Origin of the sequence: Pseudomonas frederiksbergensis, assembly GCF_017114915.1 — a bacterium.
GTDB classification, from domain to species: Bacteria; Pseudomonadota; Gammaproteobacteria; order Pseudomonadales; family Pseudomonadaceae; genus Aquipseudomonas; species Aquipseudomonas frederiksbergensis_I.
In genome coordinates this window covers 243,525-266,303 of the sequence record NZ_JAAUOE010000002.1, presented here as the reverse complement: position 1 = coordinate 266,303, position 22,779 = coordinate 243,525, and the positions used below count along the sequence as shown (strand labels likewise).

Here is a 22,779-nt window from a genome sequence, read left to right as displayed (position 1 = left end):
GATCGGTTCTACTCGGGCAATTTTTTTGCCTCAAACCCTACCTAGACTCTGACTTGCCAGGAGGCAGTGAGAGTCCATGACGGACCGGTGTTATCTCCTGGCGCCCTGATGCCAAGGAGATGAAGCATGAGAAAGGAAGTCAGTCGGCATGGCCCGTTTGGTTGTGCCTTGTTGAGCGTTTTGCTGAGCCCGTGCGCCAGTGCCGCCCCCTCGCTGTCGCCGCAGATACCCTTCGATGTCACGGTTACCCAACCCGTTTCTCTGCCCAGCCTGCAGGCCAATTTCGATGACTTGTCGTGGCAGACCTTCATCGCCCTGAACTGGCCGGCACTGGACAATGGTGATCCAGATACCGGCACCCCCATCGGCAAGCAGGATGGAGCCACGGTGTGGGAAAGCTGGAAGGAGAGCTACCAGATCTTCCGGGCCAAGGGCCAGACACCGCTGCCCTGGAATGCCCCGGCAACTCTCCCCGAAGCGTGCAAGTCGCTCAAGCCTGGTCGCCTGTTGCAACAGATGGGCAAGGTGCCCGATGTGCTGGATGAGTTTATCCAGCCCTTCGAGAGCGGCCCGCTGGTGGATCAGAACGGCGTCTATACGCGCAACGAAATCGTGGTCAACCAATCGATGTTCGACGGGATTGTCAACAACGGGCTGTACAGCATCGAAGGGCAGCAGAAGTTTTTCGCCGCAAACCCGAGCAACGCCGTGGCTTTCAGTTGTGGCTCCGCCGAGACGAAACAGGTGGGTGCGGTGATGGTGAAGGCGTCGTGGAAAGTGCTTGGCCCCAATGATCGCCGAGAGGATTTCCACGCCGTCGATGCGCTGGTCTATACGCCGGGCAACAGCGATCCGAGTCATGGGCCGATTGTCGAGGAATCGTGCGTAGCCGAGCCGGTCGGGCTGGTGGGGTTGCACATCGTTCATAAGACCGCCAATGCCGCGCAGTGGGTGTGGTCAACCTTTGAACATGTGAAAAACGTACCGGAGAAATCCACGCCTCCTGCCCAGCGGGTGGGCCCGTACCTGTTCTACAACGCCAACAGCAAGAGCGAAGTCAACCAGCCTCCGCCACGGCCGTGGAACCCGGCAGTCAAGGCGACGCCCTCGCAGATCGAGCGTGACGCGCCGCTGACCGATGCCACCAAAACCCTGAACAGCACGTACCAGGCCCTGTTGCGGACGGTCAATCCGCAGAGCGTCTGGGCGAACTATCAATTGATCAGCACCCAGTGGCCGTCAGCCCCTCCACAGCCCAATTGCCAGATATTGGCGACCAACCCACTGGGCAGCCCTGCGCCTTTGTTCCTGGCCAACGCCACGCTGGAAACCTACATCCAGGGCACGGTGCCCCAGACATCTTCCAGCTGCATGGCTTGCCATGGCAATGCGGCCACCCACGTCACCGAATCCCCGCGCACCAGCTTCGCGGATTTCACCTACCTGCTTGAACGCGCACAGTCCACGGGTGGACAAGGAGTCAGCCATGAGCAGTGATCTGCAGAACTTCGTTGGCCTTTCATCGGCCCTCACTGGCATTCCCGCCGATCGACTGGCACCGGCCATCGACCAGGTGGGCTTGCCGCCGATCTTTCTCGAGTTCATCACGCCGCGCATCACGCCTGATGTGCTCAACGCCTTGCTGACTCAGTACGCGACGCTGGCGGCGGACCTTGAGCCCCCGGACCGGATCGCCCAGGCGGTACTGATGAATGGGACGCTACCGGCGACCACCCAAACGGCCCGAGCGGCGCGTTCGATCATGAAGCTGTGGTTGTTGGGTGTCTGGTACCAGCCTTATGACGCAGGAAATTTCAAAAAGGGTGATTCGACGGTGGTTTCCGATCAGGCCTACATCCACAGCTGGGCCTGGAAAATTGCCCAGGCCCATCCCATGGGCTACAGCGAGATGTTTTTCGGCTATTGGAACACCACGCCGCCGAGCCTTGAGGATTACATCGGGGTACCCGCCAACTCGCAGAAAGGAGCCGCGTCATGAGTATCGAACAAGCGGACGTAGTGATCGTTGGCGCAGGCCTGGCCGGTAGCATCATCGCTTATCAACTGGGCATGGCCGGGGTGGAGGTGCTAGTGCTCGAGTCCGGCCCTGAGATTCCCGCCAACCGCTCGCAATACATGGAACGCTTCTACACTTCGACGCTGAAAACCCCGGAATCGCCTTACCCTCCGGTGTCGAGCCTGGATACGCCGCGTGACCCGACCAAGGAAAATGCCCCTCGGGCCACCATCGCCGACCTGATCCTTGGCTGGGACCAGCCGCAAGTCAGCTACCTGGTACAAAAAGGCCCGCTGCCCTTCAACAGCACCTATGAGCGGGTGGGCGGCGGGACGACCTGGCATTGGGTCGGGACGTGCCTGCGCATGGTGCCGAACGATTTTCGCCTGAAGACCAAGTATGGCGTCGGGGTGGACTGGCCGATCGGCTATGACGATCTGCAAAGTGCCTACTGTCGGGCGGAAGCAGAGATCGGTGTGGCGGCCAATGTCACCGACCAGGCCTATCTGGGCATGACCTTTCCCGAAGGTTATTCATTCCCGATGCACAGCATTCCGTTGTCGCTGGTTGATGGCAGTTTTGTCAGCGCCGTGACCGGGCAGACGTTCGACGGCTTGCCGTTGGTGGTCAGCCCGACGCCGGCGGGGCGCAACTCCCAGCCCTACGCCGGGCGCCGGGTGTGTGCTGGCAATACCAACTGCACGCCGATCTGCCCGATCCAGGCCAAGTACGACGCGACCGTGACCATGAACAAAGCCCTGGCCACCGGCAAGGTCCGCGTGCTGTACAGGACCGTGGCGAGCAAAGTGACAGTGGGAACGGACAGCAATATCAATGGTGTGGAGTTCATTCAGTATCAGCTTGGCGAGGGGCCGCAGACGGGAACCGGCGTGGCCATCGGGCAGCGTTACGTGATCGCTGCCCATGCAATTGAAACCCCTAAATTGTTGCTCAACTCCAAGAGCCCGGCCTGGCCCAGAGGAGTGGCCAATAGCAGCGGGCAGGTAGGACGCAGTTTGTCCGACCATCCGATTTACCTGGCATGGGGGCTGATGCCTGAAGGCAAGACGGTTTTCCCGTATCGCGGCCCGTTGTCCACGGCGGGCATTGAGAGCCTGCGTGACGGCGACTTTCGCAGCCAGCGAGCGGCATGGCGCATCGAAATCGGCAACGAGGGCTGGAACTGGCCGGTTGGCGACCCTTACGTCACCGTGGCCGATTTTATCGACGGGACGAACACAAGCTGCACCAACCCGTTGCCATCGAAAGAGACACCGCCGCCGCCCAGTGAAGCGCTTTACGGCACGGCACTGATCAAGAGGCTCAACGGCCTGTTTATCCGCCAGTTTCGGATCGGATTTTTGGTGGAGCAGGTGGAGGACCATCCCGACCAATCCAATAGCTACATCGTGCCTTCGACGGATAACTATAAGGATGGGCTCGGCATTCTTCGGCCGGAAATCCACTACGACCTGTCCGATTACACCAAGGAAGGTTTCAGGCAGGCGAAGATATTGGCGACCCACATCATCAAGGACCTGCTCGGTGCCGTGGAGCTGACGGCACCCATTGGCAAAGGGACATTCACATACAAAGGTGACGATTACAGCTTCCAGGGCGCCGGGCACCTGATGGGGACCTATCGCATGGGCGATGATCCAACCAAATCGGTAGTCGACAAATACCAGCGCAGTTGGGACCACAAGAACCTGTTCCTGGTGGGCGATGGCGTCTTCCCCAGCACCGGGACCTCGAACCCGAGCCTGACGATTGCCGCGTTGTCGTTCCAGGTCGGGGACACCGTGGCCAACGATCTGAAGGCGGTGACGATGCAGGTCCAGGCCAACAAGGCCTGGCAGGGCACCGGTGTACAGGTCAACGGGCTGGTGCCGCGCCTGGTTCGCTACGTCAGTGGGCTATGGTGTGCCAGCCCGCAAGGCGGCAATGTGGATGGAAACGGCGGTTCGAGGCACATCAGCTATGACAGCTATACGCTGCCCGGTGCGGCGGAAGGCGCCTTGATCGGTCGAGTGGGCAACGGTGGAACACCATTCCTGGTCGGTGATCTGGCGCAGGTTCCAAACGGCCAGCAAGGGGAGCTGCAATTGTGCATCAATGATGACCTGACAGGGCGTTACGGGGCCGGCCTGACTGACAATACGGGCGCGCTGACGATCCGGGTCGAGTTCGGCGCGCTGTGAAGCCAGGAGCGGTAACGGCATCGATCCGTTACCGCTCTCTTTTTTCAGGCGGCAGAGTGGTGGTTGCGCAAGGCCACTGGCCCGGCGCGTTCTTCGATGGCTCGTTTCAGCTCGCCCCGAAGCCCCAACAGGAAACCTGCTTCCACCACCACAAACAACGGCCCGACAATCAACCCCGTCACATCATCGATAAACGCCGGTTTGCGTCCCTCGTAATGATGACCGACAAACTGAATCGCCCATCCCACCACAAACATCCCGATGCCGCTGGCAAGCCAGATGAACGTGCTCTGCTGCGCAAGCACATGCCCCAGCCAGACAGACAGGCCCAGCAATACTGTCATCAATACCCCCAGCCGCAATTCCAGCCTCAGGTAAAACCACGCCGACGCCAGTGACACCAGCACTGCCGGTGACAGCCAGCCCCCGGCCCATTGCGGACGCGACAGCAGCACGGCCACCGCCACCACGATCAACGGAATACCCACGAAGTGGCTGGCGATATTGCGCGGGTCGCGGTGGTAGGCGGCGTATTGACTGAGATGGTCAACGAGGCTTTTCATTGTTATTCCTCCTGTAGGGTGATGGATGATGCCCCGGGTTCATCTCTCGCTCTGTCAGCCAGGCGACAATCTCCAGGAGTTTTCATGGACATGCAGGTTTGGCGTTCGCGCCTGATGATGGGGCAGTGGTTCAGTCATTTACCTGTTTCTTTACAGGATAGTCTGCTGACAATCGCCCGGGTTCGGCGGTTGTCGCCGGGGCAGCGGCTGTTCCAGCGCGGTGATCCCCCTTGCGGGGTGTACGCGGTGCTCGAAGGGGCGGTGCGCATTGGCGCGGTGAGCGAGCAGGGCAAGGAAGCGCTGTTGAGTCTGGTGGAGCCACCGCACTGGTTCGGCGAAATCTGTCTGTTCGATAGTCAGCCGCGAACCCATGATGCCTATGCCGTGGGCCAGTGCATCCTGTTGCACATCCCGCAAACGACGCTGCTGGCGTTACTCGACGAACACCCGGTGTACTGGCGGCAACTGGCATTATTGATGAGCCACAAACTGCGCCTGACCTTCATCAACCTCGAACAGCTGAGCCTGTTGCCAGCTCCTGCACGCCTGGCTCATCGCTTGCTGATGATTGCCGAGGGTTATGGTGAAATCGACCTGCCGCGCCGTGTGCTGCAACTGCCCCAGGAGCAACTGGCGTCAATGCTGTCGCTGTCGCGCCAGACCACCAACCAGATCCTCAAGGACTTGCAGGGGCAGGGGATTCTGAATCTCAGGTATGGCGAGATCGAGATTCTGGATGCGCAGCGGTTGCGGGAGTTGGCGGTGGTTTGATGTGCACTTGCAGGCGCTGTCGATTTTATTGATGGGCTTTGTCCATGAACGCGCCTAGCCTGTGAAGACGACAATCGAGGTGTGCCATGCGTGTGCTGTTAGTGGAAGACGAACCCGAGACCGCCAGCCTCCTGGCCAAAGGCCTGAGCGAAGCGAGTTATGCGGTGGATGTAGCGCTCAATGGCATGGACGGCCGGCGCTTTATCGAATCTGGCGAATATGAATTGATCATCCTCGATGTGATGCTGCCGGGGCTCAACGGCTGGCAGTTGCTGCAGCAGATCCGCAAGCTCGGCGATACACCGGTGCTGTTGCTCACCACCACGGACGGCATCGAGGACCGGCTGCGCGGGTTGGAGTTGCATGAGGATGATTACCTGCTCAAGCCGTTTACCGTCAGCGAGCTGGTGAAGCGGGTGCGCAAGGTGTTGCGGCGGGATCGGGGGCGATAGTGGTTCTGTGGTGTTTGAGACATCGCTATCGCGGGCAAGCCCGCGATGGGGCCGGAAAACCCGACACGCCTTCCGGATCTATCACCGCAACCCATCCCGAAACTGCCCCGGGGTCATCCCGGTCCAGCGCTTGAACGCGCGGCTGAAGCTGCTAGTGTCGGCGAATCCCAATAGATAACTGACCTCGCTCAACGAGCATTGCGGGTCGCGCAGATGCAGCAGCGCCAGGTTTTCCCGACTTTCGTTGAGCAGCGTATCGAACCGACAACCCTCGTCTGCCAAGTGCCGTTGCAGGCTGCGCAAACTCAAGTGCAGCGCTTGGGCGATGCGTTCGGCCGACGGTTCGCCCTCGGGCAATTGCTCTTCAATGGCATCGCGAACCTTGCGCTCCCAGGTCAGGAGTTTGAGTTGCGTCAGGGTGCGTTCGAGCACGGTTTCGTTGTGTTCGGCCAATTCCGGGTTGGCATCGTCCAGGTGGCTGTCGAAATCCACCAGGGCGAATTCCAGTCGGTCTTCCTCGGCGGCGAAATACACCGGCGAACGGAACACTTTGTGCCATTGATGCGGGTCGGCTGGTTCCGGACGGCGCAGATAAACCGCCAGCGGCGCGTAGTCACGGCCCAGCCGGTTACGGCAGGTGCGCACGTAAATCGCCGCGAAGGCGTCAATGGCTTCGAAGGCTGGCGCGGGGTTGCCTTGGGGGATTTTCAGGCGGAAGCGGTAGCGATCCTCGGCGCGGGTCAACTCCAGGTCCAGCGCATCGCTGACCACCTGGTGATAACGCACGATGCGCTCGAACACTTCCCGCAAGCTGCCGCTGGCCACCAATGCATACCCGAGCGCATGGAACGTGGTCGGGCTGACAAACCGCGACACCCGCAAGCCAATCGCCGGGTCGCCACTGACCTGCACCGCGATTTCCCACAGGCGCGTGGTGCCCGACAACGGGTAACGGGCGTTCGGGTCGTCCATCAACTGCGGGTCGAGCCCTGCCTGTTGGCACAGGGCGGCGCTGTCGAGCCCCAGCGCATCGAGCTGCTTGCGCAGGGCACGGGTCCAGCTGGCGAGGGAGGTCGGTTCAGTCATGTCGATTGGCGCGTCCAGTCAACAGGTTGGCGTTCACGGCTACCGTTCAGTTAAGCATTACAGGGCAGGATGCGAGCATCAATAACCAGAGGATGGAAGCATGGACGGTACTTCTGCAAGTCCCCAGCGACTGAATGCAGCACAGCGATCAGCGCATATTCGCCAGGTGGTGCTGGCCAAGGGCGTCGAATTGCGTCAGCGCTACCCGATTCTCAACCATCAGGACGCCTTGGGCGCGGGCATCCTGGCCTTCGCCCTGGCCGGGATGATCGGTTCGGCAGCGCTCTACATCAGCGGGTACATGGCCTGGTGGGCATGCCTGTTGCTCAACGCGTTTTTCGCCTCGCTGACCCATGAGCTGGAGCATGACCTGATCCACAGCCTGTATTTTCGCAAGCAACGCATACCGCACAACCTGATGATGGGCCTGGTCTGGCTGGCGCGACCGAGCACCATCAACCCCTGGATCCGCCGCCATTTGCACCTCAACCACCACAAGGTGTCCGGCACTGAAGCCGACATGGAAGAGCGGGCGATCACCAACGGTGAGCCTTGGGGTTTTGCGCGGCTGTTGATGGTCGGCGACAACGTGATGTCGGCATTCATCCGCCTGCTGCGGGCCAAGACCCGGGCGCATAAATTCAGCATCCTCAAGCGTTTTCTGAAGGTTTATGCACCGCTGGCGCTGATGCATTGGGGGGCGTGGTACGTGTTCCTCGGTTTTCACGCCGTCAACGGCATCGCGCATCTGCTGGGTGCGTCTATCGACTGGTCGGCGACGACATTGGCGGTGATGCAGGTGATCGATATCGCTGCCGTGGTGATCATCGGCCCGAATGTGTTGCGCACGTTCTGCCTGCACTTTGTCAGCTCGAACATGCATTACTACGGCGACGTGGAGCCGGGGAATGTGATTCAGCAGACTCAGGTCTTGAACCCTTGGTGGATGTGGCCGTTGCAGGCGTTCTGCTTCAACTTCGGCAGCAGCCACGGGATCCATCATTTTGTGGTGAAAGAGCCGTTTTACATCCGCCAGATGACCGTCCCGGTGGCGCATGCGGTGATGCGCGAGATGGGCGTGCGGTTCAATGATTTCGGGACGTTCGGACGGGCGAACCGGTTTGTGCGCAAGGACACTTCAGCGATGCAGGAGGTGCGTGCCGCTCAGGTTTGAAAGATGCATTCGGAAACTCAAACCCTGGTCATCAATTTGACCCAAAGGGACGCTACGTTGTGACGCAAGCAGTGATGGCTTGGCGGTCATTGCAGTTATATGCGATTTTGGCCTAATAAAGTAATTAAATATTCCTTTATTGGATAACCGTTTTGACCAATTATCGCCTTCCAGCGATGTCGTTTGCGCAAACAGATTTTGAGTTTCCGGGGCCGTCTCCTTGGCAGGGTGCGGCCCCTTTTTTATTGCTCGGGAAAACACGCATATTCTATATGGGTCTTAATAAATAGCTTCTTATTCCTTAACGAGTATAACTCTCCTCCCTATACTCGATCGGGAACAGATACGCGGCAGGAGAGCTCCCCCATGCGCAACGAATCAATTCGCTACCTGATTGTGCCGGGCTGGCAAGGATCGCCAGAAGATCATTGGCAAACCCACTGGCAGAACAGCCTGCCAAACAGCGCGCGGGTGGAGCAGGCCGATTGGCTGACGCCTCGTCGTGAAGACTGGGTCGCAGCGTTGGCCGAAGCGATTGCCGCCGACAGCACGCCGGTGATTCTGATTGCCCATAGCCTGGGTTGCATCACCGTTGCCCATTGGGCGGCCACCGCGCCGCTGCAATTTTTGCGTCAGGTTCGCGGCGCGTTGCTGGTCGCGCCGGCAGACGTCGAGCGCCCGGCCTGCGCACCGGCCCTGCGCAACTTCGCGCCGATCCCGAACCATTTACTGCCATTCCCGAGCCAGGTCGTCAGCTCTGACAACGACGCCGCCGTGAGCGCGCCACGTGCGCTGGAACTGGCACGCCAGTGGGGCGCAGAGGCGGGGATTTTGTCGGGGGCAGGGCACATCAACGTGAAGTCCGGTCACCGGCGCTGGGAGCAGGGTTTTGCGTATCTCTATCGCCTGCAAAACCGCATGGAACAGCACGCCCTGCGTCGCGCTTGAGCCCTTTCTTTTTTTACAACGCCCCCGTCTCCCGGCGGTTTTGGGCGGGAGTCTGCCATGAGCTTGCATGAAACCTTCGGTCAGCCATTGCTGACCTTTCCCGATGCGGAGAAAAGCCCGCTGAGCATCCGTGCCAAGGCGCTGGTGTTTGTCGATCCGCGTTCCCGGCAGTTGCGCCAGGAGCTGGAACAGCTGGCGCCACGTTCGATCTCAGTGTTGATTCGCGGTGAAACCGGCAGCGGTAAAGAACTGCTGGCACGGCACATCCATCGCGCCAGTGATCGTGGCGGGTTGTTCGTGTCCGTCAATTGCGGCGCGATCAGCCCGACTTACGCCGATGCTGAACTGTTCGGCTATGCCGCCGGCAGTTACAGCGGTTCGGCCAGCAGTCGTGCCGGCTGGTTCGGCTCGGCCAACGGCGGCACCCTGTATCTGGATGAGATCGGCGACCTGCCGCTGCCGATCCAGATCAAGTTGCTGGCGGCCCTGGAAAATCACGAAGTCATCCGCGTCGGCGCACACCAGCCCAGCCCGGTGGACGTGCGTCTGGTGGCGGCCACCAGCATCGATCTGGCCCAGGCAGTGGCGGCCGGAAAATTCCATGAGCGGCTTTATCACTATCTCAGCGAGGGCCAGCTCAAACTGCCGGCCTTGCGTGAGCGGGTGGGCGATATTTTATCGCTGGCCGAATACTTCCTCGGCATCTACAGCCAGCGCCTCGACCTGCCGGTGCCACTGATCAGCGAAGCCGCGCAGCATCTGCTGGAGCAACACAGTTGGCCGGGCAACACCCGGGAGCTGGAAAACGTCATTCACTTTGCGCTGCTGGTGAGTACTGGCGATGAGATTTTGCCGGAGCATTTGAATCTGCCCGAGGCGCCGGCATCGTTGCTACAGATCGAGCAGCAACTGAAAAAAATCCTCGGCAGCGGCTCCGCCGCCGAAAAAGAGGCCTTGAAAGACCTGCTCAAAACCACGGGGCTTCTGTAGGAGCGAAGCTTGCTCGCGACAGCGGTGTGCCAGGCAATATTGATGTCGGCTGACACTCCCTCTTCGCGGGCAAGCCTCGCTCCTACAGGGTCGTTCGTGGATTGGACTGTATAAACAAAATGGAATATGAAAGTGAATAAAAGATATTGTTCGGGAATAAAAAATCCCGGTATTGTCCGCGTCACGCCAGCGATAGCACTTCACTGGCACCTAAACATTTAGCCGTCGTCGATGACGACCGTGATTTTCGATAAGGACACTGCATGAAAAAGGTTCTGTTGTTCACCGCATTGGCGGCTGCCTTGACCGCGGGCCTGGCCCAGGCTGGCGAGAAACTGGTGGTGGCGGCGACACCGGTCCCACACGCCGAGATTCTGGAACTGATCAAGCCAACCCTCGCCAAAGAAGGCGTGGACCTGGAGATCAAAGTCTTCACCGACTACGTTCAGCCGAACGTGCAGGTCGACCAGAAGCGTCTGGACGCCAACTACTTCCAGACCCTGCCGTACCTGAAAAGCTTCAACGAAGGCAAAGGCACGAACCTGGTGACTGTGATCGGCGTGCACGTCGAACCGTTCGGCGGCTACTCGAAGAAAGTCAAAAGCCTGGCTGAGCTGAAGGACGGCGCCACCATCGCCATCCCGAACGAAGGCAGCAACAGCGGCCGTGCCCTGATCCTGCTGCAGAAGGCTGGCCTGATCGAGTTGAAAGACCCGAAAAACGCTTTGGCCACCCCGAAAGACATCGCCAAGAACCCGCACAACTTCAAGTTCAAGGAACTGGAGTCGGCCATGCTGCCGCGCGTTCTGGACCAAGTCGATCTGGACATGATTAACACCAACTACGCGCTGGAAGCGGGTTTGAACCCGGCAAAAGACGCGCTGGTGATCGAAGGTGCCGATTCGCCTTACGTGAACTTCCTGGTGGCTCGTCCGGACAACAAGGACAGCGTCGCCATCCAGAAACTGGCCAAAGCATTGACCAGCCCGGAAGTGAAGGCGTTCATCGACAAGAAATACAACGGCGCGGTACTGCCGGCGTTCTGATTCACCGCCGTCCCGAACCCCTTCAAGGTTTCAAACGCCGACGGCTTTCGATAGCGTCGGCGATCAGTGTGCCTCAGTCAGGCCAATACCACGCCGGCTCATCCAGCATCCGCTGCCCGACCATTCCGGTCTGGCCGAAGTTCTTTTCCAGCACAATGCAATTGCACTCCGGGTCCTGCTGCAACGCCGAGATCAAGCGCCGCGCATGGGACACCACCCACACCTGGCACTGTTCGGACGCTCGGATAATCAACCGTGCCAACGCCGGCAACAGGTCCGGGTGCAGGCTGGTTTCCGGCTCGTTCAGCACCATCAGCGTCGGCGGCCGGGGTGTCAGCAATGCCGCGACCAGCAGCAGATAACGCAACGTCCCGTCCGACAACTCGGCGGCGGACAACGGCCGTAACAACCCTTCCTGATAAAACTCGATCGCAAACCGCCCACCCTGCAGTGGTGCGATGTTCAATCTCGCGCCGGGGAACGCATCGCTGATCGCTGCCTGCAAGGCTTCGGGATCGCCGATTTCGCGGATGGTCTGTAACGCCGCGGCGAGATCGCGACCGTCGTGGTGCAACACCGGCGTGCGGGTGCCCAGTTGCGGTTGTCGCGCCGGGGCATCGGCATCGCTGCGAAAGTGATCGTAGAAGCGCCAGCGGCGGATGAACTCACGCAATTGCAAGACTTCCGGCGAGGTACGGAAGCTGCCGACCTGGTCGAACAGGCTGTCGAAGTTCGGCGTGTGCTGGGCCAACACTTCCCAGCTGCGACCTTCCCGAGCGCGAATCATCGGGCCGTCGCGATCCACCAGCAGGCTGGCCGGACGATAGAACGGCCCGGACCAGATGCATTCCTTTTTGATTTCCGGGTCCAGAGAAAAGAACGACTGTGTCGGCTCCGAAAGGCCCAGCGCGATCGAATAGCTGAAGTCTTCACCGGCAAACCCCAGGCGCAGCCGCTTGGGCCCGTGACGCACGGTGGCTTCGACCGGGACTTCACCGTTGCGCATGCGTCGGGTGATGTTTTCCGGCCCGGCCCAGAACGTCGAATCCAGCCCACCCTCACGGGCCAACCCATTGACCACCCCGCCCTGAGCGGTTTCCGCCAGCAGCCGCAAGGCGCGGTAGAGGTTGGACTTGCCGCTGCCGTTGGGGCCGGTGATCAGGTTCAACCGTTCGAGCGGAATCACCAATTTATTGATCGAGCGGTAATTGGCCACCGCGAGGGTTTTGAGCATGGGAAGCTTCCTGCTGCAGAGTCATTGATCGTTCCCACGCGCAGCAAAGGAATGCATCCCGTGACGCTGCGCGTCACAGTGGACGCAGAGCGTCCATGGCGGCGTTCTCACGCAGAGCATGGGTACGATCGATGGAGTATAAGGATCGCTCGTGCAGACATGGAACCCTGTTCTAAGCTCACAGTCGTATCGTCGCTGGCACGCCCGTACAACGCAAAGGAGTCTGCATGGTGGGTCCCGGATTGAAAACAGTGCTTGGCCTGAGCCTCTTCGCCTTGCTGACCGCTTGCGGCGAAAAAGCACAGGTCGAGAAGGACCGTCCGCGCGTCTTCGTGCAAGAGGTCAAGCCCACCGATTACGCCGCTGCGGTGACCCTCACCGGCGACGTTCAGGCGCGGGTACAGACCGAGTTGTCGTTCCGCGTGGGCGGCAAGATCATCCAGCGCATGGTCGACGTCGGTGACCGGGTTTCAGCCAAGCAAGTGCTGGCCCGACTCGACCCCAAAGACCTGCAAACCAATGTCGACTCGGCCCAGGCCCAAGTGGTTGCCGAACAGGCGCGGGTCAAACAAACCGCCGCAGCCTTCGTTCGCCAGGAAAAACTCCTGCCCAAGGGCTACACCAGCCAGAGCGAATACGACTCCGCCCAGGCCGCCTTGCGCAGCAGTCAGAGCGCATTGACCGCTGCTCAAGCGCAATTGGCCAACGCCCGCGATCAACTGAGCTACACCGCGCTGATTGCCGAAGCCCCCGGGGTGATTACCGCGCGCCAGGCCGAAGTCGGCCAGGTTGTGCAAGCCACGGTGCCGATTTTCAGCCTGGCCCGGGATGGCGAGCGTGACGCGGTGTTCAACGTTTACGAATCGCTGCTGGCCGAGCCGCCGTCGGACCGATCGATTGTGGTCAGCCTGCTCGATAACCCGAAGATCAAGACCACGGGCACCGTTCGCGAAGTCACGCCAGCGGTATCCGCGCAGACCGGCACGGTGCAAGTCAAAGTCAGCCTCGACAGGCTCCCCGAAGGCATGCAGCTCGGGTCGGTGGTGAGCGCCACCGCCAAGCCCGTGGGAAAAACTGCGGTGGAATTGCCCTGGGCAGCCCTGACCAAAAACCTCAGCGATCCGGCCGTGTGGCTGGTGGACGCCGAGGGCAAGGCGCAGTTGCACACGGTCACCGTCGGCCGTTACCTGACCGGTAAGGTCATCGTCAGCGCCGGCCTCAACGGTGGCGAAAAAGTCATCATCGCGGGCGGCCAATTGCTGCATCCGGGCGTGCGGGTGGAGATTGTCGAAAACACCTATAAGACGCCAACGACAGGAGCCCAGCCATGAAGCGCCTGTTGCTGTTGTCCGCCGCTGTACTACTGGTCGCCTGCTCCGATGAGGAAGCGCCGCCAGAACCGGTTCGGCCGGTATTGTCGGTTGAGGTGAAAGCGCTCAATCAAGAAAACCTCGGCCGGTTCGCCGGCAGCATCCAGGCCCGTTACGAAAGCAACGTCGGGTTCCGGGTGCCGGGGCGTATCGCCAGCCGTAACGTCGATGTCGGCGCCGAAGTGCAGCAGGGCGCCTTGCTCGCCACCCTCGACCCCACCGATCAGCAGAACCAGTTGCGCTCGGCTCAGGGTGATCTGGCCCGTGTCCAGGCGCAGCTCATCAACGCTCAGGCCAACGCCCGGCGTCAGCAGGAATTGTTCAATCGCGGAGTCGGCGCCCAGGCGCAACTGGACATCGCCCAGACCGACCTGAAAACCACCCAGGCGTCCCTCGATCAAGCCAGGGCCGCGGTCGATCAGGCGAAGGATCAACTCAACTACGTCGAGCTGCGCACTGATCACAAAGCCATTGTCACCGCGTGGTACGCCGAAGCCGGGCAAGTGGTGGCCGCCGGCCAACAAGTGGTGACCCTGGCGCAGCCGGACATCAAGGAAGCAGTGATCGACCTGCCCGATACCCTGGTCGATCAGTTGCCGGACGACGTGCTGTTCCAGGTCGCCTCGCAACTGGACCCGAGTATCACCAGCACCGCCATCGTGCGTGAAATCGAACCCCAGGCCCAAAGTGCGACCCGTACCCGTCGCACCCGTTTGAGTCTGACCGATACACCGCCGGGCTTTCGCCTCGGTACGGCGATCAGCGTGACCCTCAGTTCCGCGATCAAGCCACGCCTCGAACTGCCAGTGAGCGCGCTGCAGGAAGTCGATGGAAAGTTGCGGATCTGGATCGTCGATCCGCAGACGCAAACCGTTGCGCCACGGGAGGTCAACCTGATCAGCCGGACCGATGCCACGGTGGTCCTGGCCAACGGCGTGAACGCTGGCGAGCGGGTGGTCAGTGCCGGTGTGAACAGCCTCAAACCGGGGCAGAAAGTGAAAATCGACGAGGACAGCCCGCAATGAAAGGGAGTTTCAACTTATCCGAATGGGCCCTCAAGCATCAGTCGTTTGTCTGGTATTTGATGTTTGTCGCGCTGCTGATGGGCGTGTTCTCGTACCTGAACCTGGGCCGCGAAGAAGACCCGTCGTTCACCATCAAAACCATGGTGATCCAGACCCGCTGGCCCGGCGCGACCCAGGAGGAAACCCTCAAGCAGGTCACTGACCGGATCGAGAAAAAACTCGAAGAACTCGACTCGCTCGATTACGTGAAAAGCTACACCCGACCCGGTGAATCAACGGTTTTCGTGAACCTGCTCGACACCACCAGCGGCAAGGACATTCCGCAAATCTGGTACCAGGTGCGCAAGAAAATCAACGACATCCGCGGCGACTTCCCGGCGGGCCTGCAAGGGCCGGGCTTCAACGATGAGTTCGGCGACGTGTTCGGTTCGGTGTATGCCTTTACCTCCGACGGCCTGTCGATGCGCCAGTTGCGCGACTATGTGGAACAGGTGCGTGCCGAGATCCGTGAAGTCCCGGGATTGGGCAAGGTCGAGATGGTCGGCGAGCAGGATGAAGTCTTTTACCTGAACTTCTCCCCCCGCAAACTCGCCGCCCTTGGCATCGATAGGCGTCAGGTGGTGCAGAGCCTGCAATCGCAGAACGCCGTGACCCCGGCGGGGGTGATCGAAGCCGGTCCGGAGCGGATTTCGGTGCGCACCTCAGGGCAATTCGTCTCTGAGAAAGATTTAGCCAACGTCAACCTGAAGCTCAACGACCGCTTCTACCGCCTGGCTGATATCGCCGACATCAGCCGTGGCTACGTCGACCCGGCCACCCCGGAGTTTCGCTTCAACGGCCAGCCGGCCATTGGCCTGGCGATCGCCATGAAGAAGGGCGGCAACATTCAGGACTTCGGCAAGGCGCTGCACTTGCGCATGGACGAGTTGACGGCCGACCTGCCCGTGGGGGTTGGCGTGCACAACGTTTCCGACCAGGCCAGCGTGGTGGAAGAAGCCGTCGGCGGCTTCACCAGTGCCTTGTTCGAGGCGGTAGTGATTGTGCTGATCGTCAGCTTCGTCAGTCTCGGCGTGCGCGCCGGGCTGGTGGTGGCGTGTTCGATTCCGTTGGTGCTGGCGATGGTCTTCCTCTTCATGGAATACAGCGGCATCACCATGCAGCGGATTTCCCTCGGTGCATTGATCATCGCCCTCGGCCTGTTGGTGGACGACGCGATGATCACGGTGGAGATGATGGTCACGCGCCTGGAAATGGGTGAAACCAAAGAGCAAGCGGCCACCTTCGCCTACACCTCGACCGCGTTCCCGATGCTCACCGGCACGCTGGTCACTGTCGCCGGTTTCGTACCGATCGGCTTGAACGCCAGCTCCGCCGGTGAGTACACCTTCACCCTGTTCGCGGTGATCGCGGTGGCCATGCTGGTGTCGTGGATTGTCGCCGTGCTGTTCGCCCCGGTGCTCGGTGTGCATATCCTGAGCGCCAAGGTGAAACCTCACGACACCGAGCCTGGGCGCATCGGTCGGGCATTCAATGGCGGCCTGCTCTGGGCCATGCGCAATCGCTGGTGGGCCATCGGCATCACCGTGGCGCTGTTTTTGCTCTCGGTGTTTTCCATGCAGTTCGTGCAGAACCAGTTCTTCCCGTCTTCGGACCGCCCGGAAATCCTCGTCGACCTTAACCTGCCGCAAAACGCCTCGATTGCCGAAACCCGCAAGGCGGTGGACAAGCTCGAAGCGACGCTCAAGGACGATCCGGACGTCGTGCGCTGGAGCACCTACATCGGCGAAGGCGCGATCCGTTTCTACCTGCCCCTCGACCAACAATTGCAGAACCCGTACTACGCGCAACTGGTGATCGTCAGCAAAGGCCTGGAATCACGCACGGCACTGACTGCGCGTTTGCAAAAGCGCCTGCGTGAAGAGTTCGTCGGTGTCGGCAGTTACGTCCAGGCCCTGGAAATGGGTCCGCCGGTGGGGCGGCCGATTCAGTACCGGGTCAGCGGCAAGGACATCGATCAGGTGCGCAAACACGCGATCGCCCTGGCCACCGAACTGGATAAAAACTCGCACATCGGCGAGATCATTTACGACTGGAACGAGCCGGGCAAAGTGCTGCGCATCGACATCGCCCAGGACAAGGCGCGGCAACTGGGGCTGTCGTCGGAAGACGTGGCGAACCTGATGAACGGCATCGTCGTCGGCACGCCGGTGACGCAGGTTGATGATGATATCTATCTGATCGACGTGGTCGGCCGCGCTGAAGATGCCGAGCGCGGCAGTCCGGAAACTTTGCAGAATCTGCAGATCGTCACCCCCGGCGGCACCTCGATTCCGCTGCTGGCGTTCGCCACGGTGCGCTACGAACTGGAGCAGCCACTGGTGTGGCGTCGTGATCGTAAGCCAACCATCACCATCAAGGCTGCGGTGCGCGACGAGATTCAGCCGACCGACCTGGTGCAACAGCTGCAACCGGAGATCGACAAATTCGCCGCCGGTTTGCCGGTGGGCTACAAAGTCGCCACTGGCGGCACGGTGGAAGAAAGCGGCAAGGCCCAGGGGCCGATTGCCAAGGTGGTGCCGTTGATGCTGTTTTTGATGGCGACCTTCCTGATGATCCAGTTGCACAGCGTGCAGAAGCTGTTCCTGGTGGCCAGCGTCGCGCCGCTCGGGCTGATTGGCGTGGTGCTGGCGCTGATCCCGACGGGCACGCCGATGGGCTTCGTGGCGATCCTCGGGATTCTGGCGCTGATCGGCATCATCATCCGCAACTCGGTGATCCTGGTGACCCAGATCGACGCCCTCGAGAAGGACGGTTACACGCCGTGGGACGCGGTGCTGCATGCCACGGAACACCGTCGCCGACCGATTCTGTTGACGGCCGCGGCGGCGAGCATGGGGATGATCCCGATTGCCCGGGAAGTGTTCTGGGGGCCGATGGCCTACGCGATGATTGGCGGGATCATCATCGCCACCTTGCTCACGCTGCTGTTTTTGCCGGCGCTGTACGTGGCCTGGTACAAGGTGCGCGAGCCGAAGAAACAAGTGCAGTAATGGATGCGTGGAGCGTTCCCGAGTGAAGCTTGGGAACGGTCCTACTTACATGGCCGGTGCGTTGTTGTACGGTCCCTTTCCAATTGGAGGAGGGACGGCGATGTCACCGATGACCTATTGTCTGCGCTATGTGCTGTTGCTCGGCACTCTGTTTTTTTCACCCTCGACGCTGGCCGGCAGTGTGCTGGAAAATTCGTTGTGGCGCGTCGAACTCGATCCCGCCACGCTGGCGATCCGCGTTATCCCCGCACACCATTGGCCCGTGCAAGCCTCCTCGGGCGTTATTGGGCATAAGGTCAGTGACCTCAAGCAAAGCGCCAATCGCCTGGACTGGCGGTGGGATGACGGCGCCTGGACGCTGAGTGCCACTCTCGATCAGCGTGACCTGTCCCTGTCCATCACGGCCCGCGATCCCGGTGAGCTGAGCTTTCTCAAACAGACTGGCAGTGCCATGGGCAAAGGACTGATCTGGCCACTGGCCGAGGGGCGTTACGTACCCGCCGGTGATTCGCTGTGGCAAACCTTTTTGCTCGATCAGGGGGCGTTCAACACCACCCAAGACCTGAGTTTGCCGCTGTGGGGGGTTGATCACGGTGGTTTCACGCTGAACTGGCTGATGACCAACCCTTACAACAATCGCTTGAGCTTCAGCGCCGAAGACAAGACCCTGGCACTGGCTGCGCGTCATGAGTTCACTTCTCTTGAGCCCCGCGCGCCGCTGACGTTCAAGTTGTCGCTGGGCGATGCCGATCCGTTGGCCGGTGCCAAGCGCTATCGGCAATGGTTGATCGATAATGGGCAATACGAAACCTTGAGCGACAAACTGCGGAAAAACCCCGAGGCCAAAAAGCTACTGGGGGCCAGTCATGTTTATCTGTGGGGCAACGACCTGCTTGGACCTGACGATGTGCGCAGTTGGCCGGCGCTGCTGAAGGTCTTGAGAGGGAGCGGCGCATTGGCCAGTGAGTTGCGCGGTAGTTTCGACGCTGAAACCCGGCAGATTCTTGTCAATGCCCCACCGCAGCTCAAGCCTTATCAGCAAACGACGTTGGTGCGCAGCCTCAACCGCGCGCTGAACAAAAAGGCACGAAGCCGTTGGCAGTCAGTCGTCGAGCCGGACATGCAAAAACTCGCTGACGGCTACGGCCAGTTGCGTGCGCAACTGGCGACAGCGTTCGCCGAGGCATTGACCGCTACCCCTGAACGCTGGGGCAGTACGCTGTCGCCGGGAACCTTTGAACAATTGAAGGCTGCCGGGTTGCCGCGCTTATGGTTAGGCCTCGGTGAGGGTTGGGAGGGCGGTCTCTGGCATCCCGAAACCGTGCGCCAAGGTGTTGCAAACGGCTATTTGATAGCGCCTTACGACTCCTATGAAACCGCGCTCGCGATCACTGAAAATCCGGACTGGACCACCGCGCATCTCGGCTCCCGGGCGAACCTGGAGTGCGCAATTGTTTTAAGCACCGGCGCGTTCAAAAGCGGTTTCCAGCAATCAGGGCATTACACCGATCCGCGTTGTGTGCGGCCATTGCTTGAGGCTCGAATCAGAGCAGTTCAGGCCAAGGCCGGGTTCAATAGCTGGTTTCTCGATGCCTATGCCAGCGGCATGCTGTTCGACAGCTACCGTGTGGGCGCCACCCTGACTCAGGCGCAAAATGCCGAGGGCAACATTGACGCCTCACGCTGGGTGAACGAGGCAATGCAATTGCCTGCCGGTTCCGAAGACGGCAACGCCGCCACATCCCGGGGCGTGCTGTTCACGCATGGCATGCAGACACCGGTGATCGGCTGGGGTGATGTGGATATGAAAGATCCAAAGTCGCCCTATTACCCGGGCCGTTGGTTCCCTGATGAACAGCCGCAGGTGTTTTTCAAATCCGTGCCGCTCAAGGACCTCTTTCGTACGGTTCACTTTGCACCGAAAACCCGTCTTCCGCTGTACCAGGCGGTTTTCCACGGCTCGGTGATCAGTACCCATCATTGGCTGTTCGATAGTTTGAAACTTAGCAATGTACGGGTTGAAAACGAGCTGACGCAGTTGCTCTACAACGTGCCGCCGCTCTACCACCTCAGCGCGGCTACGTTAAAGCAGCGATTACCGGTGATTGCACGTCAGGATGCTTTCTTCCGTCCGCTGCATGAGCGTCTGGCGACGCAGGCGATGACAGATTTTCGTTGGCTGACCGAGGATCGTCAGGTGCAGCAGACAACGTTTGCCGATGGGACACGGTTGGTGGCGAACTTTGATTGGCGCGAACGTGAGGCTGATGGGCAGCGGCTGGCGGGGCAAAGTATCACCGCGTTTGATGCGGAGGGGGGCGTGGCGACCTATCAGGTCGCCGTGCAACGCTAAAAAACGGGAAGCTGATTACACCGGCTTACGCCAGACACTCGCCAACCAAGGCTGCTGCTCCCGTGGCAGCCCCGCCGGCCGGTAATAATGTTCCAGCTCCACAAACCCCGCCTCGGTCAGCATTTCCTGCCACACCGCCAGGTCGTAATACGCCCCATAACGCGGCCCGTTCCAGCCTTCCTGATTCTCGCCACGCGGATTTGAACTGAACAACACACCGCCCGGCTTCAACGCCTCGCGCAGCTGCTTCAACACTCGCGGCAATTCCTGGCTCGGCACATGAAACAGCACCGCATTGGCAAAAATCCCGTCAAACCGCTCAGCCGGCAAATCGAGTTTCAGAAAATCCTGCTGCCAGACTTCGCAACCACTGTCCTCCCGCGCCATCTGCGCAAACTTTTCCGAGCCGTCGAGGCCCACGGCGGTGTGACCCATGCGAGTGAAGGTTTTCAGGTCGCGGCCAGGGCCGCAGCCAAAGTCGAGAATGCTGAAGGGCGCTTCACCCTGAATGTGCCGCAACAGGGCATCGATGTTCTGGCTGACATCGTGATCGCGAGTGCCTTCACGGAAGTCCTCGGCCACTGCGTTGTAATGGCCCAGGGTGGTGGAGGTGATCTGCTCCAGGTCGGCGGGAGTCTGTTTCATGGTTGGCTGCGCAAAAAAAAAGAATGAAGCACTGACTATAAGCGCTTTCGCGCTTTAAAGGATCGCTGCCGAAGGCTGCGATCTTTTGATCTTGATTCAGCGCTTATTCAACCCCCGCGCCAACCGATCCCCGCCCAATTGAATCACCGCCACCAACACCACCAGCAACACAATCACCGTCAACATGATCTGGCTGTCAAAGCGCTGATACCCATACCGATACGCGATGTCCCCCAACCCACCGGCCCCAATCGCCCCGGCCATGGCCGATGAGTTGATCATCGTCACCAACGTAATGGTGAACCCGCCGACAATCCCCGGCAGCGCTTCCGGCAGCAACACATGCCAGACGATGTGCCTGCGCCGGCAACCCATCGCCTGCGCCGCTTCGATCAACCCATGGTCGACTTCCCGCAGGCTGACTTCGGCGATGCGCGCGAAGAACGGGGTCGCGGCAATGGTCAGTGGCACCACGGCCGCCCAGACACCGTAAGTGGTGCCGACGATCAACCGGGTGAACGGAATCAGCGCCACCATCAGAATCAAAAACGGAATCGAGCGGAACAGATTCACGAACGCGCCCAGTGCGCGGTTCAGCGCCGGTGCCTCGTAGATTCCGCCCTTGGCGCTGGTGACCAGGATCACCGCCAGCGGAATCCCCGCCAGCAGCGCGATCAGTGACGACACGCCGACCATCAGGAAGGTGTCGATGAAACCTTGCAGCAACCGATCAAACCACATAACCCAGCACCTCTACCTGTTGTGCCCAATTACCGGCGCGCTGACGCAATTCCTCGGCGCCGAGGGACGAACCGGTCACCGCCAGCAGCCATTGCCCCAGCGCATGGCCCTGAATCCGTTCCACGCCCCCTTGCAGCAAGCGCACGCGGCCACCGAGGGCGCTGAACAGCGCCGCCAGGTCCGGCTCGTCGCGTGTGCTGCCGGTGAATTGCAAACGCAGCACCACGGCGGCGTCCGAAGACGGCGGCTGCGCCCGCAAGCGGTTTTGCAGCTCTTCCGGGAGGCCGTGTTGCAGCGGCGCGAGCAAGGTCTTGCTGACCTCGTGCTGCGGGTTGCCAAAGACTTCCCAGACCGGCCCTTGCTCGACGATTCGCCCGTGTTCCAGCACCACGACCCGATCGCAGATATCGCGGATCACTGCCATCTCGTGGGTGATCAGTACGATGGTCAGGCCCAGGCGTTGATTGATCTCGCGCAGCAGGCCGAGGATCGATTGCGTGGTCTGCGGGTCTAGGGCCGACGTCGCCTCGTCGCACAGCAGAATTTGCGGGTCATGCACCAGGGCGCGGGCGATGCCGACGCGTTGTTTCTGCCCGCCGGAAAGCTGCGCCGGATAAGCCTTGTGCTTGCCTTGCAGGCCGACCAGCTCCAGCAGTTCACGAACCTTCTGCTCGCGTGTTTCCTTGGGCACACCGGCGACTTTCAGCGGCAACTCGACGTTCTGCCAAACCGTCTTGGCCGACATCAGGTTGAAGTGCTGGAAGATCATGCCGATCCGCCGACGAAGCGCGACCAAGCGATCTTCATCGAACTCGCCGATGTCCACCTGATCGATCAGCACCCGCCCGCTGCTCGGTTGTTCGAGGCGGTTGATGGTGCGGATCAGCGACGACTTGCCGGCGCCGCTGCGCCCGATGATGCCGAACACTTCGCCGCGCTGGATCGCCAGGTCGATACCGTGCAGGGCCGCCACCGGACCTTGCTGGCCGTTGTAGGTTTTGCCCAGGCTGATGAAGCGCACATGGGCGCGGTTCAGTTCGGGGTGCAGCTCGGTGCGTTCAGCACTGTGTGGCTCTGGAGTCTCCAGTCGCCGTTGGATGGCGGCGGTCATGT

19 protein-coding genes are annotated in these 22,779 nt (G+C 60.6%); 13 read left to right on the top strand and 6 right to left on the bottom strand.

The window, feature by feature from the left end:
* Positions 1-126: 126 nt before the first annotated feature.
* From HCU66_RS02740 to HCU66_RS02730, 3 genes are read left to right on the top strand one after another with little or no spacing between them, the layout of a single operon-like run.
* Entirely contained in the window at positions 127-1,497 is a 1,371-nt protein-coding gene (locus HCU66_RS02740; protein WP_205887028.1) for a cytochrome C, read from the top strand.
* Positions 1,487-1,999: a sorbitol dehydrogenase gene (locus HCU66_RS02735; RefSeq protein ID WP_205887026.1), complete on the top strand. Its 513-nt coding sequence runs from the start codon at positions 1,487-1,489 to the stop codon at positions 1,997-1,999. The genes HCU66_RS02740 and HCU66_RS02735 overlap by 11 nt, the downstream gene beginning before the upstream one ends.
* On the top strand, positions 1,996-4,218 hold the full coding sequence (locus tag HCU66_RS02730) for a GMC oxidoreductase (protein ID WP_205887024.1): 2,223 nt from the start codon (positions 1,996-1,998) through the stop codon (positions 4,216-4,218). The genes HCU66_RS02735 and HCU66_RS02730 overlap by 4 nt, the downstream gene beginning before the upstream one ends.
* Before the next feature lie 44 nt (positions 4,219-4,262).
* Here the strand turns inward: HCU66_RS02730 and HCU66_RS02725 are convergent, their stop codons facing one another.
* The gene (locus HCU66_RS02725) at positions 4,263-4,781 is read right to left on the bottom strand and encodes an Mpo1 family 2-hydroxy fatty acid dioxygenase (protein ID WP_205887022.1); all 519 of its coding nucleotides are present in this window, start codon (positions 4,779-4,781) and stop codon (positions 4,263-4,265) included.
* A gap of 84 nt (positions 4,782-4,865) precedes the next feature.
* Between HCU66_RS02725 and HCU66_RS02720 the strand changes: the two genes are divergently transcribed.
* The gene (locus HCU66_RS02720) at positions 4,866-5,552 is read left to right on the top strand and encodes a Crp/Fnr family transcriptional regulator (protein ID WP_205887020.1); all 687 of its coding nucleotides are present in this window, start codon (positions 4,866-4,868) and stop codon (positions 5,550-5,552) included.
* A gap of 86 nt (positions 5,553-5,638) precedes the next feature.
* Positions 5,639-6,004 carry a response regulator gene (locus HCU66_RS02715; protein WP_205887018.1) on the top strand — a complete coding sequence of 122 codons (366 nt, stop codon included), beginning with the start codon at positions 5,639-5,641 and terminating at the stop codon, positions 6,002-6,004.
* Between the two features lie 81 nt (positions 6,005-6,085).
* Here HCU66_RS02715 and HCU66_RS02710 read toward each other — a convergent pair whose 3' ends face one another.
* Positions 6,086-7,090: an AraC family transcriptional regulator gene (locus HCU66_RS02710; RefSeq protein ID WP_205887016.1), complete on the bottom strand. Its 1,005-nt coding sequence runs from the start codon at positions 7,088-7,090 to the stop codon at positions 6,086-6,088.
* Positions 7,091-7,190: 100 nt separating this feature from the next.
* Here HCU66_RS02710 and HCU66_RS02705 point away from each other — a divergent pair, with 100 nt between their 5' ends.
* The 4 genes from HCU66_RS02705 to HCU66_RS02690 all read left to right on the top strand — a co-directional run bounded on the left by HCU66_RS02705 (position 7,191) and on the right by HCU66_RS02690 (position 11,248).
* Positions 7,191-8,264: a fatty acid desaturase gene (locus HCU66_RS02705; RefSeq protein ID WP_205887014.1), complete on the top strand. Its 1,074-nt coding sequence runs from the start codon at positions 7,191-7,193 to the stop codon at positions 8,262-8,264.
* A 366-nt stretch (positions 8,265-8,630) separates the two neighbouring features.
* A complete protein-coding gene (locus tag HCU66_RS02700; RefSeq protein WP_205887012.1) occupies positions 8,631-9,212 on the top strand; it encodes an alpha/beta hydrolase in 582 nt (193 codons plus the stop codon).
* 57 nt (positions 9,213-9,269) lie between these two features.
* A complete protein-coding gene (locus HCU66_RS02695; RefSeq protein ID WP_205887010.1) occupies positions 9,270-10,202 on the top strand; it encodes a sigma 54-interacting transcriptional regulator in 933 nt (310 codons plus the stop codon).
* Positions 10,203-10,465: 263 nt separating this feature from the next.
* Positions 10,466-11,248, top strand: a complete 783-nt coding sequence (locus HCU66_RS02690; RefSeq protein WP_205887008.1) for a MetQ/NlpA family ABC transporter substrate-binding protein — start codon at positions 10,466-10,468, stop codon at positions 11,246-11,248.
* Between the two features lie 73 nt (positions 11,249-11,321).
* Here HCU66_RS02690 and HCU66_RS02685 read toward each other — a convergent pair whose 3' ends face one another.
* Positions 11,322-12,482, bottom strand: a complete 1,161-nt coding sequence (locus tag HCU66_RS02685; RefSeq protein WP_205887006.1) for an AAA family ATPase — start codon at positions 12,480-12,482, stop codon at positions 11,322-11,324.
* A 227-nt stretch (positions 12,483-12,709) separates the two neighbouring features.
* Between HCU66_RS02685 and HCU66_RS02680 the strand changes: the two genes are divergently transcribed.
* The 4 genes from HCU66_RS02680 (at position 12,710) to HCU66_RS02665 (ending at position 20,280) form a co-directional block, all read left to right on the top strand.
* On the top strand, positions 12,710-13,813 hold the full coding sequence (locus HCU66_RS02680) for an efflux RND transporter periplasmic adaptor subunit (protein ID WP_205887004.1): 1,104 nt from the start codon (positions 12,710-12,712) through the stop codon (positions 13,811-13,813).
* Complete coding sequence (locus tag HCU66_RS02675) at positions 13,810-14,877, top strand: efflux RND transporter periplasmic adaptor subunit (protein WP_205887003.1); 1,068 nt, start codon at positions 13,810-13,812, stop codon at positions 14,875-14,877. The genes HCU66_RS02680 and HCU66_RS02675 overlap by 4 nt, the downstream gene beginning before the upstream one ends.
* Positions 14,874-17,927: an efflux RND transporter permease subunit gene (locus HCU66_RS02670; protein WP_205887001.1), complete on the top strand. Its 3,054-nt coding sequence runs from the start codon at positions 14,874-14,876 to the stop codon at positions 17,925-17,927. The genes HCU66_RS02675 and HCU66_RS02670 overlap by 4 nt, the downstream gene beginning before the upstream one ends.
* Before the next feature lie 100 nt (positions 17,928-18,027).
* Positions 18,028-20,280 carry a glycoside hydrolase gene (locus tag HCU66_RS02665; RefSeq protein ID WP_420908034.1) on the top strand — a complete coding sequence of 751 codons (2,253 nt, stop codon included), beginning with the start codon at positions 18,028-18,030 and terminating at the stop codon, positions 20,278-20,280.
* Positions 20,281-20,295: 15 nt separating this feature from the next.
* On the opposite strand, the gene HCU66_RS02660 is transcribed toward HCU66_RS02665, so the two are convergent.
* The 3 genes from HCU66_RS02660 to HCU66_RS02650 all read right to left on the bottom strand — a co-directional run bounded on the left by HCU66_RS02660 (position 20,296) and on the right by HCU66_RS02650 (position 22,777).
* A complete protein-coding gene (locus HCU66_RS02660; protein ID WP_205886999.1) occupies positions 20,296-20,925 on the bottom strand; it encodes a class I SAM-dependent methyltransferase in 630 nt (209 codons plus the stop codon).
* A gap of 96 nt (positions 20,926-21,021) precedes the next feature.
* Positions 21,022-21,666 carry a methionine ABC transporter permease gene (locus tag HCU66_RS02655; protein WP_205886997.1) on the bottom strand — a complete coding sequence of 215 codons (645 nt, stop codon included), beginning with the start codon at positions 21,664-21,666 and terminating at the stop codon, positions 21,022-21,024.
* The gene (locus tag HCU66_RS02650; protein ID WP_205886995.1) at positions 21,656-22,777 is read right to left on the bottom strand and encodes a methionine ABC transporter ATP-binding protein; all 1,122 of its coding nucleotides are present in this window, start codon (positions 22,775-22,777) and stop codon (positions 21,656-21,658) included. Before HCU66_RS02650 ends, HCU66_RS02655 begins: the two co-directional genes overlap by 11 nt.
* Positions 22,778-22,779 lie beyond the last annotated feature (2 nt).